The 11,102-nt window shown below is 48.8% G+C and carries 9 protein-coding genes and 1 pseudogene; 4 read left to right on the top strand and 6 right to left on the bottom strand.

What is annotated here, in order from left to right; genetic code table 11:
- Positions 1 to 118 precede the first annotated feature (118 nt).
- The 5 genes and pseudogenes from MHN33_RS17790 to MHN33_RS17770 form a co-directional block, all read right to left on the bottom strand.
- A complete protein-coding gene (locus MHN33_RS17790) occupies positions 119 to 2,242 on the bottom strand; it encodes a TonB-dependent receptor (protein WP_239399881.1) in 2,124 nt (707 codons plus the stop codon).
- A gap of 191 nt (positions 2,243 to 2,433) precedes the next feature.
- Positions 2,434 to 3,660: an FAD-dependent oxidoreductase gene (locus MHN33_RS17785; protein ID WP_275442870.1), complete on the bottom strand. Its 1,227-nt coding sequence runs from the start codon at positions 3,658 to 3,660 to the stop codon at positions 2,434 to 2,436.
- A 5-nt stretch (positions 3,661 to 3,665) separates the two neighbouring features.
- Positions 3,666 to 5,054 carry an NAD(P)/FAD-dependent oxidoreductase gene (locus MHN33_RS17780; protein WP_239399877.1) on the bottom strand — a complete coding sequence of 463 codons (1,389 nt, stop codon included), beginning with the start codon at positions 5,052 to 5,054 and terminating at the stop codon, positions 3,666 to 3,668.
- Positions 5,047 to 5,367 carry a 2Fe-2S iron-sulfur cluster-binding protein gene (locus tag MHN33_RS17775; RefSeq protein WP_239399875.1) on the bottom strand — a complete coding sequence of 107 codons (321 nt, stop codon included), beginning with the start codon at positions 5,365 to 5,367 and terminating at the stop codon, positions 5,047 to 5,049. Before MHN33_RS17775 ends, MHN33_RS17780 begins: the two co-directional genes overlap by 8 nt.
- A gap of 339 nt (positions 5,368 to 5,706) precedes the next feature.
- Positions 5,707 to 6,065: pseudogene (locus MHN33_RS17770) on the bottom strand (helix-turn-helix domain-containing protein).
- A gap of 108 nt (positions 6,066 to 6,173) precedes the next feature.
- Here MHN33_RS17770 and MHN33_RS17765 point away from each other — a divergent pair.
- The 4 genes from MHN33_RS17765 to MHN33_RS17750 are packed head-to-tail and all read left to right on the top strand — an operon-like array spanning position 6,174 to position 8,800.
- Positions 6,174 to 6,755, top strand: coding sequence for an NAD(P)H-dependent oxidoreductase (locus MHN33_RS17765; protein ID WP_239399873.1), 582 nt, complete (start codon positions 6,174 to 6,176; stop codon positions 6,753 to 6,755).
- Positions 6,756 to 6,764: 9 nt separating this feature from the next.
- The gene (locus MHN33_RS17760; protein WP_239399871.1) at positions 6,765 to 7,313 is read left to right on the top strand and encodes a redoxin domain-containing protein; all 549 of its coding nucleotides are present in this window, start codon (positions 6,765 to 6,767) and stop codon (positions 7,311 to 7,313) included.
- Between the two features lie 24 nt (positions 7,314 to 7,337).
- On the top strand, positions 7,338 to 7,895 hold the full coding sequence (locus MHN33_RS17755) for a carboxymuconolactone decarboxylase family protein (RefSeq protein WP_239399869.1): 558 nt from the start codon (positions 7,338 to 7,340) through the stop codon (positions 7,893 to 7,895).
- Complete coding sequence (locus MHN33_RS17750; RefSeq protein WP_239399867.1) at positions 7,871 to 8,800, top strand: aminoglycoside phosphotransferase family protein; 930 nt, start codon at positions 7,871 to 7,873, stop codon at positions 8,798 to 8,800. Before MHN33_RS17755 ends, MHN33_RS17750 begins: the two co-directional genes overlap by 25 nt.
- An 18-nt stretch (positions 8,801 to 8,818) precedes the next feature.
- Here the strand turns inward: MHN33_RS17750 and MHN33_RS17745 are convergent, their stop codons facing one another.
- The gene (locus MHN33_RS17745; RefSeq protein WP_239399865.1) at positions 8,819 to 10,753 is read right to left on the bottom strand and encodes an SIR2 family protein; all 1,935 of its coding nucleotides are present in this window, start codon (positions 10,751 to 10,753) and stop codon (positions 8,819 to 8,821) included.
- Between the last annotated feature and the right edge of the window lie 349 nt (positions 10,754 to 11,102).

The following is an 11,102-nucleotide window of genomic DNA, read 5'->3' as shown; positions in this document are numbered from 1 at the left end:
AATCAGTGCCGGGCTTTTTCTATTCAAACTCTAAAACAAGCAAAGTTTCAAACAAAAAAATGTGCCCAGGCAGGGAGCACCAGGGCACATTAAACGACTCAAAAGGTCTGTGGGCAAATTAGAACTGATATGAAGTCGACACTAAGACCTTGCGCGGCTCACCCGGTTGCACCCACATCTGAGAGTATGAGTTGGTGAAGTGCTGGCGATCAAAGGCGTTATGCACCTGCGCCTTTACAGACCAGCGGGGACTTATCGCATACTCTGCAAACAGGTTCACAGTCACATAAGAAGGCAGATAAAAGTCCGTGCCACGCTGACCCAGGCGCTCATCCACATACTGAGCACCCACACCTGCCGACAAGGCATTACCAAACACCGAATATTGCTGGCTCAGCTGAATGCTGGCCGCGTTCTCAGGGATATTTAGCAGGTCGTCGCCTTTTTTAATGGCGACGCCCAGACCGGTATCAATGGAATCTTTATCAACCTGTGCATCCAGGTGGGTAAATGAGAACTGGATCTGCGCATCTGCTGGTAGCTGGCCCACCACGTCCAGCTCAATACCCTGGCTCGTAGCCTGACCAATGGCGGCACTAAAGCCGGGATTATTGATATCAGCAACGATGATGTTGGTCTGCTCACTGTCAAAATACGCCAGTGTAATATCCAGGCTATCATCTAACAGAGACCATTTACTGCCGAACTCGATTGACTCGCTCTGGTTCGGATCAAAGCCTTCTCCTTTGTAGTCCGTACCAAAGTTCAGGCGGTAACCTTCGCCATAGGTTGAGTACAGTGACCAGTTATCACTGAACTGATATACCAGACCCAGCTGCGGGCTAAAGTGTTGCTCAGACTGATCTGCACTCTGCATTCTGATCTTGTCGTCTGTGGTTTGTTTTAGCCAGTCAAAACGACCGCCAATACGCACCTGAAATGCATCCGTCAGCGCTATCTGATCCTGGATATAAAAACCGGTTGCCCATTGATTTTGCTGGCGCACAATCACCGGGGCTGGCGTTGGCGGTGTATGCTGACCATACACTGGCTGATGAATATTGATGGCATAAAGCTGTGCATCGGTTGGGTTGGTACTTAATGCCGGTGCGCGGGCAACCCGATAGTCTCTGTCAAACTCAAAACGGTCGTAGTCAACACCCACGATGATGTGGTGTTTGATTGAGCCTGTAGTGATATCCCCTGCCAATTCAAACCGTGCCACATACTGATCGGTATCATAAGCGCGCTGTCGGTGCTGACGTGTCAGGGTCTGAAAATCTAAGTAAAGCTTTTGTCTGGACGGCGCAATATCAGCGTCGCTAGACAGGCTGTCCAGCTCAGTTTGTCTGTATGCCAGCGCAGAGCTAAGCTGCCAGTCACTGTTCAGGTCGTACAACCAGTTAAGCTGATGGCCATGTACCATAGTCGTTGTCGGGCCATCGTCCGGCTCGCCCAGGAAACGCTCGATGGGCATAAAGTCAAAGTTGCCATTTGGCGCGATAATACCGCGGTCAAACGGGATTTCCTGCTCGGCATACTCAAAGTCATAATGCCAGGTTGAGTCGGCACTTTGGTCGAACACGAATGATGCCATCACGCCATGCTTTTGCGTTTCTATAGTGTCGCGAAAGCTGTCTTCTTCCTGATAGAAACCAATAAAGCGACCAGCTAGCGACTCCGACAACACCGCATTCACATCACCTTCCAGGCGGCGGTGGGCGCGACTGCCCACAGTCAGTTCAAACTCGCTGGCAGACTGGAAAGTCGGCTTCTTAGTAACCAGGTTAATCGAGCCACCCGGCTCACCACGACCGAACAGCGCAGCCTTTGGACCCTTTAACACCTCGACTCGTTCAATACCCGACACGTCTCGCGGGCCCGAGAATCCGCGGCCTGCATTAAATCCATTCACCAGATAACCGCTGGGCACATTTTCATCGCCAAAGAAGCCCCGAATAGCGAAGCTGTCCCACAAGCCACCCAGACTATTTTGGCGACTCACCGACGCCGACATATCCAGTACCTGAGTAAGCCCGGTTGCACCGGTTTGTGCTATTAATTCAGCGTCGAATTCAAACAGGGATTCGGGTGACTGGAGATGGCTAAAGTTACCACGATAGGCCTGACGTTCTCCTGTAACTTCAATGGTTTCAATAGCATTATCAGCAGAGACAGAAAACGCCGCCGCAAGAGACAAAGAGAGTACACTTAAACGGCACGCGGAGTGTAAGGGTTTCATTATCAATCCTTCATTATGATATATTATAACAATTTCAAGCGAAACTGTACCACGAATGCAACCAAGTGTTAAGGAGTAATCAATGAAGCTTTGCGTATTCGATATGACGCTTTTTTGACATAAAACAAGCCAGCAAGGAGAGTGAATTCGGGAGCATCCTTGCTCCCTGTGCGTTTGTAAGTTATGAGATTTTAACCTGCCTTTTGCGCTGCTTCTTCGAAGCGCTCAACGCTAAACGGCGTCAGATCCAGCGTCGTTTTTTTGCCCGTCACCAGCTCGGTCATCAACAGCCCTGTAATGGCAGAGGTCAGAATACCGGTTCGAAAATGGCCACAGGCATTCAGATACCCGTCAATCCCTTCGACCGCCCCAAGGATCGGCAGCTCATCCGGCGTACCCGGACGTAACCCTGCCCAGCAACGTTTGATGCTCGACTCTTTCAAAATAGGTAAACACTTCATTGCGCCCTGTGACAGCTCCTGAATTTTGTCCAGGCTGTTGGTGGTATCGAAGCCCTTCTCTTCCGTAGATGAACCGATCAGGATTTCGCCATTGTCTTTTTGCGCGATGTAACAGTCACTGGTACTGATACAGCCATTCATGATCTTAGGCATCCGCTCCGAGAGGACAATCTGCCCCTTGACCGGATAAACCGGCATAGTGCGCCCGGTTGCCTGTTGATACAGCGTATTGGCCCAGGCACCGGATGCATTGATCAAAGTATCGCAGAAAAAGGTTTCGTCAGCGGTTTTCACCCCTTCCACCACATTGCCGTTGCGGATCACTGAGGTCACTTCGGTGTTCAGATACAAAGAGACGCCGTTTTGGCGCGCCCCCTCCAGGTAGGCATCGACCAGACGATACGGATTCACCTGATGATCACAGATAAAATCGATAGCGCCAATGGCATCATCGGTTACATAAGGCTCTTCCTTTTTAAGCTCCTCGGCATCCAGCCAGCGTACCTGATCAGCCAGATGCGGGATCCCCTGAGTGATCTGCTCAGCGTATAACCTGTCTTCCTCGTTATACATAATGAACTTCAGACCCGTGCGCTCAAATTTAAAATCCACCCCGTGTTTTTCCAGCATTTCCTGATGCAGCGCCGGATACATATTGTTAGACGTCAGGGCAAATTCAAAAAAGCAATCTGGCAGCTGATGCGGGCGCATCACAGGTACATCCTTGCCCTGCGCTTCACTGTGCAACTTAGACAAAGTCTTGAAAAAGATCACCCCACAACCCAGACCAACCGATTCACCAATCGCCCACAGTCCGCCCGCCGAAGCGCGTGAAGCGTTACCGGGCTTCTTTAAATCAATTAACGCGATTTTTAAATCGGTATCGCGACTCAAAAAGTATGCGCACGCCGCACCCACAGCACCGCCGCCGGCGATGACAACATCATATTTTTTCATTGTGTTCATTCCATTAAGGTAAAGGGGATAGGATCAAGAGGAAAACGCGGTTTGATGACGCCGATATTCTCGGTCAGACCTGCCTGATGCAGGTAATCCAGTGCATAAGAGCCACAGGTTTTGCCCTGACAATCACCCATTCCAATGCGCGTTCGCATCTTCAGGCTGGTGATGTCTTTAACACCTTGTGCAATCGCTTCGTCCAGCTGCTCCCGACGTACTTGTTCACAGCGACAGACCACCGTCTCGGGTTGTGCCAGAGACAATAAACCGCTCTGACGGTCTGAGAAACGGTCAAAGCCAAAGCGAAACTTTTTAATGCGTGCCAGCTTGTTTTTAACCTTGGTTGCTCGGTTGAACAGCTGAGACTCAGTGATTTTTCCACATTGCCAGGCCAAACGTAGTGCTGCCAGCTGCCCTTCACAAATGGCTGCATCAGCCCCAAGCAACCCATTACTGTCGCCCACCACAAATGCCTCATGATTCAGGCTCTGATGCCATTCGTCCAGCACAGGGACATAGCCGCTGACCTTACTGTAGCTATGATCCAGGCCCAATAACATGGCTAGCTGAGTCCGTGCGACAAACCCGTAACCCACGCCAATGGCGTCCACGTCCACTTGCTCAGCCAGGTCACGTTGCGCACGCCACTGACTGTCGTAGGGCGCAACCTGAATGCTGTTTAGCTGCTCTTTGCCCTGCGCACTGACAATACCCCAGCCGTACTTGAACGGAATGTTGTGTTTTTTGAGGTAGCTCATCATGCTCATACCCGACAGCGTCAGCTTGGGTTTATGGAGCAGTGCCACGGCCTCTTTTGCCAGTTTGGTAAACGGGCTGGCTTCATATACACCCACTACCTCAACACCCGCTTTATGCAGCTGACAGGCAACCAGTGGCAACAAAGGTCCGGTACCGACCAGCGCCATACGTTGTCCGGGCCTGACTAAACCGCTTTTTAATTGTAACTGCACACCACCAAGCAGCATTACCCCGGGAAGCTGCCAGCCTGGAAACGGCACACTGCGCTCGTGACAACCCGTTGCCAGGATCAGGTGCCCATAAGGCTGACGGCTCAGCCCTGAGTTATCGCTTAGCAACAGTTGATTGCTGCCTTCCGGGCCCAGGACCCGTGTCTGCGTTTTGACTTCAATCGATTCACTGTGAGTCTGATAGCGAGTTTGTAACGCTGTCATGGCACGCTTCAGGTTATCATCCAGATGTGGTAGCGAATTGGTCTGACGTAACGGTCCACGATAGATCACCCCACCCAATTTGGGAGCTTCATCAATAATCACCGACTTTAAACCATGGCGCGCCAACTCCGCTGCCGCCGCCGTACCAGCCGGACCACCGCCGACAATCACTACTTTATCGTGTCGCTCGCTAGTCATGTTTGATCCCTTCTTCTTTGAAACGATTAGTTAAGGTTTCAACCGACATATGCGGTTCAACGAGGGTCTGGCAGGCACGCTGTTTGTGCTTTGCATTGATCTTAACCTGACAACAATGGCATACACCCATACCACAATAGGCTCCTGACGCTACCTTGCGATCATTTTCCATCACTCTGGCATAGTTGGCGGCCAGTAAAACCGACAGAACGGTTTCCCCTTCACAGGCCTCCACAAGTTGGTCATCGACGGTAATTTTGAAATTGCGCGAAGGCAGAGGCGTTATATCTCTGGTGCGCTTAAGTGATTTCATAGCTTGTCTCTCTCGTGTAGTGATACATCATCAGGCGCAATAAATGCGCTTGATTTACAGGACAGGCGAGAGCCATTGACGCTGAGGGTAACTTAAAATGATAATTAAAAGTTAACTGCTTAAAAGTGTACAACCGTTTTTCCGGTTCCTTTCGCTCGTCTATGCCCTATTTTAGGCACGTTCAGCTCATCTCCTGTGAACGAAAGAAGATTAACCCGGAATAAACAATTAAGCCATATTTATTTACATCGAATAAACAAAACTTGATCTGGATCCGGGCATGTTGATTTTTGCAGCATGGTCTGATCACTTTACGATCGGCTTACTCATACTTTTACCTTAATCAAGTTGATGAGACTCAGACCAGACCCGCAGTTGCTCCAGAATATGCAGTGCCGAGCGGCCAAACTCAGTCAGTTCATAAGTGACCGCCACCGGACGTTCATTCACGACTGTACGCAACACCATGCCCCGTGCTTCGAGCTCTTTGAGGCGCTGATCAACCATTTTTTTGCTGGCACCGCCAAGCATTCTGGCCAGATCGTTAAACCTGACGGGCTCATCTTTAAGATGATAAATAATCGACCCCGTCCACTTTGAGCCAATCAGACGCATGCCTTTTTCGATGGCACAGGGCTCCAGACAGGCATTTAAAACTTTTTTTTGCCCTTACTATCTGTTTTAACGACACTTTCCACAGTCAGCACTCCAAAATCAGGGTGGTTACCAAAAGTAAACTAATTGAATAAATACTTCAGGTTACTATTATAAACCACACAAATCATTAAGCCTACCGGAGAATTGACATGAATAAAGCCCTGATCATAAATGCTCATCAGTATTACCCATTTTCTGAGGGGAAACTAAACGCCACCCTGGTGGACAAAATGGTCTCTCACCTCAATGCCAAAGGTTTTGAAACCCGGGTCGTTACTATGGCTGAGCCGCTGGATAGTGAGCAGCAACTTGAGCTGCATCGCTGGGCCGACGTAGTGATCCTGCAATCACCCATTAACTGGATGGGCCTGCCCTGGTCATTTAAAAAGTACATGGACGAGATCTACACCGCAGGCATGGGTGGTGCATTGTGTAACGGCGATGGCCGCTCAGCAGACAAGCCCAAAGCCAATTATGGTTGCGGCGGAACGCTCACTGATACACGCTATATGCTGTCTGTGACCTTTAACGCCCCGGCGGAGTCGTTTAATGACGAGCACGAGTTTTTTGAAGGCAAAAGTGTAGATGACTTACTCTTTCCGGCACATATGAACTTTAAGTTCTTTGGCATGCAGTCTATACCTACGTTTAGCTGTTTTGATGTGATGAAAAACGCAGACATTGAGCGCGACCTTGCACGCTTAGAAACCCATTTAAACACCCACTTTTAAGGAATACTCATGAGCCAGGCAGAACAGTACACCCAAAAACTTCATCCCGGCAGCCCGTTTCCGGATATTCAGGTGGATTTACCCGATGGCAGCACCCGCACTCTGGCAAAGGCCAACAATGAGCAGCGCTGGCAGCTGGTGCTGGTTTATCGGGGTCGTCATTGCCCCTTGTGCACCCGCTACCTTAATGAGCTGGCGCAGTTCAAAGATAAGCTGGCCACTATTAAGGTCGATATTGTTGCCGTGTCGGGCGACAGCCTGGCGCAACTGCAAAGCCACAGCGAGCAGCTGGATGTGTCTTTTGAGCTGGGGTATGGCCTGAGACTTGAGCACATGAAAACACTGGGCCTGTTTATTTCTGATCCGCGTTCATCCCAGGAAACCGATCATCCGTTTGCGGAACCCGGACTGTTTGTCGTCAATGAAGCCGGCAATATCCAGGTGGCTGACATCTCTAACAACCCGTTTGTTCGCCCGGATCTGACCTCACTGGTCAACGGACTGGCCTGGATCCGTGACCCGGATAACAATTATCCCATTCGCGGCATGCACCGCTAAGCCGAATTGCGCAGGAGAAAAACCATGTTTACCTATTATGAACCCGATACGGCACCACAAGAGTCTAAGCCGCTGATGGAACAGTCGCTGGCCAGCTTTGGCATGTTGCCCAATCTGCACAAAGTACTGGCTGAGTCGGCCGTCACCTATAAGGCGTATAACGACACCTTTACCGCTTTTATGCAGGACAGCAGCTTATCGGCAGTTGAACAGCAGGTGGTTTTTATGACCGCCAACTATGAAAATAACTGCCACTACTGTGTACCGGGCCACACCTGGATGATGAAATCTGCTGGTATGCCCGAGGCGCTGATCACCGCACTGCGCGAAGGCACCCCGCTGCCCGACAGCAAACTACAGGCGCTTCAGGACTTTGTAAAAGCCTTGCTGACCAAACAGGGCCACATTGGCGATGACGCATTACATGCTTTTCTCGCTGCCGGATACAACAAACAGCAAGCGCTGGAAGTATTGACTGGCCTGGCCGCAAAGCTTATCTCCAATTTTACCAATGCCCTGGCCAAAACCAAACTGGACTCGCCCATGCAGCCCTACCAGTGGACGCATCCGGATCGACGTTAATCGTCAGCGTTAAAGTGCAAAATAACCGCATGAGTGTGAATGCATTGCCACAATTGCACCGCAAGCGTGCACAGCACAGGCCGCTAAATGGCGGCCTGACCCACAATAACACGCTACAGACAAGAGATGACGGAGCCCTCTGGGTATGTAAACGCTCACTTGGTCGCAATTATTCAGGGCTGGAAACTGAGGCCAGCGTATACGCATTGCTGACATCCACCCGCTTTGCGCAGCCGGTTGAACTCCACCAAAGTGAAAATGGCCAGCAGACGCTATTACGCCCTTATATTACTGGAACAAGCATGCCTGACTGGACGGCACTCAACTTTGAGCAGGTGATCCACCTGCTCAAACAAATCCATCGGATAAGCGCACCGCGCCACGGCAAAGTTAATGTACCTACCGGGCTGACCCTGAACCCGGCAAACCACCTCACCGCCGTCTGGCGATATTTTCGCAGTCGCACCACTGAACGCGCCAAACTGACCGAGCTTTACCACTCACTGCACCCGGTATTGCAGGCACACCAGCCTCTCTTTGCCAGGGTTAACACCTTTACGCTCAATCACGGCGACTTTCACCCCGGCAACCTCATCGTTACCCCTGCTCAGCAACTTGTCCCTATAGACTGGGAGCGCGCCCACTTTGGCGATCCGGCCTTCGATTTGGCCCTGCTCAACTGGCACAGCAGCGGCCCCATCGCCGACTCAGCGTTACAAACCCGCGCTATCGCGCTCTACAGTGAGAACCCGGCAGAACAAACAAGGCTTAAAAAACGTGTAACCTGCTGGAGCCTATTGCGCCAGTTTAATGATTACATGTATTTGACATACAATAAATTAAAAGTGGAGAAGCTAGATCAGTTCGAGCATGAATTTGCACAGCACCTGAATGGCCTTGTCTGAGTTAGTATTCAACGGACTTCAATAAGAACTTTCGTCTTTCTCCGGATCTTCATTAGAAATTTTATGCTCAACATATGACAAATATTGCTCCCAACGCTTACCTTCCACCATACCTGCTAGTGCGCAATACCGTTGTTTTAGTGACGCAGGCAGTATGTAGGCCTTGCCTTCCATCTGATTAGAGTATGCAAAACCAATAATCCCTTTGATCTCGTTTAACGTGTTTCCACTCATTTTCGCCATATCCGCATACTCCAGGAATTTATGTCGACATTTATCATATTGTTTTTCCCGTAATAACTTATCCGCTTCATTTCGGATAAGAAGCTCAGCTCCTGTCGCCGAGGAAGTCAGGCTATATATATTGGCAGACTCAGCCTTTGCTTTTTCAGTTGGATCGAGCCGGTACTTGAACTTACCGGCGTTCGCAATACCAGCAGAGTACCCAGAGCGATAACTCATTTCCCTAATATCTTCCCACTTGTGTCCAAGATAACTTTTTACAAAGTTATTCCATCCTCGCTGAGGCGACCCAAGCACTGACTGAATAATTGCGGTAAACCGTATATGGTGTTCAATTAACTCGTGCTGCGTTTCTGCATTAAGCCTGGAATAAGCCAACCCGCCAGCTCGAATCGCTATACGATTTGTAATGGATGAGTAAGCGAAATGCCCAACAACATATAAAATATAGAGGTAATCTTTGAATGTTTTGCGTTGGATAAAATACATATCATTGGGAATCTCCATACGCAGAGATTCACTCACCAAACAGCGAGCCTGAAGCTCGGCATTTACATCTGGTTCAGGCTTATTTTTTAGCGTGTTCAATACTTGCTTGGCGTAGGCACGACAGCTTTCATATCTCGATATTTCGTGGCTCAGTCTTGCACACGTTAACAACAGCAGACGCTTACTAGATGGTCGTGTTAGATATGTAAGCTTGTTACATTCTAAGTCTAGAGCGCATTCGTATGCCTTGCGGTATTTTCCCAGTTTCGCCAACAAAATACAGTACATTAGCGCTTTTTCGTACACAGACAGCAAGTTCTTTTGTATCAAGTCAGTTTCAAGATAGGTAAGCAACGCAGCGACTCTATTCTCATGGTCTTGATTTGCTTTTTTGGCCCGAAACTCCGACATAGCGAGTGCACTGAGTGACAATTCAAATAACTCACTTGGCCATAGGTTTATCCGCAGTGCATTACAGGCCCTTGAAAGGTTATCGGAATAATCACCATCAAATCTGTTGACCCAAACGATCCTTTTTGCAGCTCTTTTAACCGGCGCTTCAGATAAATACGGGAACAAATCAATATCGCGCCCACTATACCCGACGAAACACAAGTGCTTACGTTCCATCACTCCACTTATATACTCAATCCATTTAGTATTCACTGCTGTTATCTGTGTCATTGTCATCCATAAAGACTGAGGAGAATATTCACCTTGATGATCTTGAATACTGCCATGTACTTTGCAGATGCACAGCAACTCTTCATCTAAGCAAGGCGGAGCATCAGAGGGAAGAAATACCCGATACTTCACACCCAACGCTTCCGCAGCCTGCTCAAACATGGAATCAAAGTTAGTGGTGATGATAGGCAATCGATTCCTGTTCGAATATTCAGCAATAAACAGATGAGCTAGGTTAGGCTCACACTCCACCTGGTGATTTGCTTGAGCGCCTTTGTACAATGACTTCCAAATATTCAGGGATTCGTATGTCTGAGTCATTCCGATAACTGACTCATAAAATACTTCCGGCTGTATTGATTTGCATATATTCGATTTTTCTTCAGCGGCTAGATTTTCAGGAAGTAACGCATTAACAGTATGCTCTAATACAGCATAGGCACTGGGCAGATTGGAAGCGTAACTAATACCAGATCCAGCGAAGAAGAATACCTCACCAGACTTTAATTTTTCAATTGCAACCTCAGCTTCATTCATCTATAGATTTCTTCACTATATAACCCCCTACAGTGGGAAAATTTAAACCAATTAAATAGAAAATTTTTACTATTTTTCTTGCCTGATCTATCTCTATGAATAAGAAACCCTATTCCAGGGCTGCAAGACGTTCATTAAGGCCATACTTTCAGCCACTCCTATCATTGCCTGGATTGCAGCATACTCTGTTTGATATAGCCGTCCTGTTTACTTATTTGGACAGGCCTTGTTGATCAAATCCTGATAGCTCAAGCAGCACTGTGGTTTCAGCTGTTTCCCTGATATTCAGGCATACCTAGCCCAGTCATTCTATTGAGCATTTTCACTTTGAGCATCGCTTCAGTGTGCT

This window comes from Pseudoalteromonas sp. OOF1S-7, assembly GCF_022347765.1.
Classification (GTDB): domain Bacteria; phylum Pseudomonadota; class Gammaproteobacteria; order Enterobacterales; family Alteromonadaceae; genus Pseudoalteromonas.
This window is presented reverse-complemented; position numbering and strand designations above follow the sequence as displayed.

What these genes read in the sequence shown, in the direction of transcription:
- MHN33_RS17790 (WP_239399881.1), bottom strand. Translation starts at nt 2,242, where the DNA reads ATGAAACCCTTACACTCCGCGTGCCGTTTAAGTGTACTCTCTTTGTCT.
- MHN33_RS17785 (WP_275442870.1), bottom strand. Translation starts at nt 3,660, where the DNA reads ATGAAAAAATATGATGTTGTCATCGCCGGCGGCGGTGCTGTGGGTGCG.
- MHN33_RS17780 (WP_239399877.1), bottom strand. Translation starts at nt 5,054, where the DNA reads ATGACTAGCGAGCGACACGATAAAGTAGTGATTGTCGGCGGTGGTCCG.
- MHN33_RS17775 (WP_239399875.1), bottom strand. Translation starts at nt 5,367, where the DNA reads ATGAAATCACTTAAGCGCACCAGAGATATAACGCCTCTGCCTTCGCGC.
- MHN33_RS17765 (WP_239399873.1), top strand. Translation starts at nt 6,174, where the DNA reads ATGAATAAAGCCCTGATCATAAATGCTCATCAGTATTACCCATTTTCT.
- MHN33_RS17760 (WP_239399871.1), top strand. Translation starts at nt 6,765, where the DNA reads ATGAGCCAGGCAGAACAGTACACCCAAAAACTTCATCCCGGCAGCCCG.
- MHN33_RS17755 (WP_239399869.1), top strand. Translation starts at nt 7,338, where the DNA reads ATGTTTACCTATTATGAACCCGATACGGCACCACAAGAGTCTAAGCCG.
- MHN33_RS17745 (WP_239399865.1), bottom strand. Translation starts at nt 10,753, where the DNA reads ATGAATGAAGCTGAGGTTGCAATTGAAAAATTAAAGTCTGGTGAGGTA.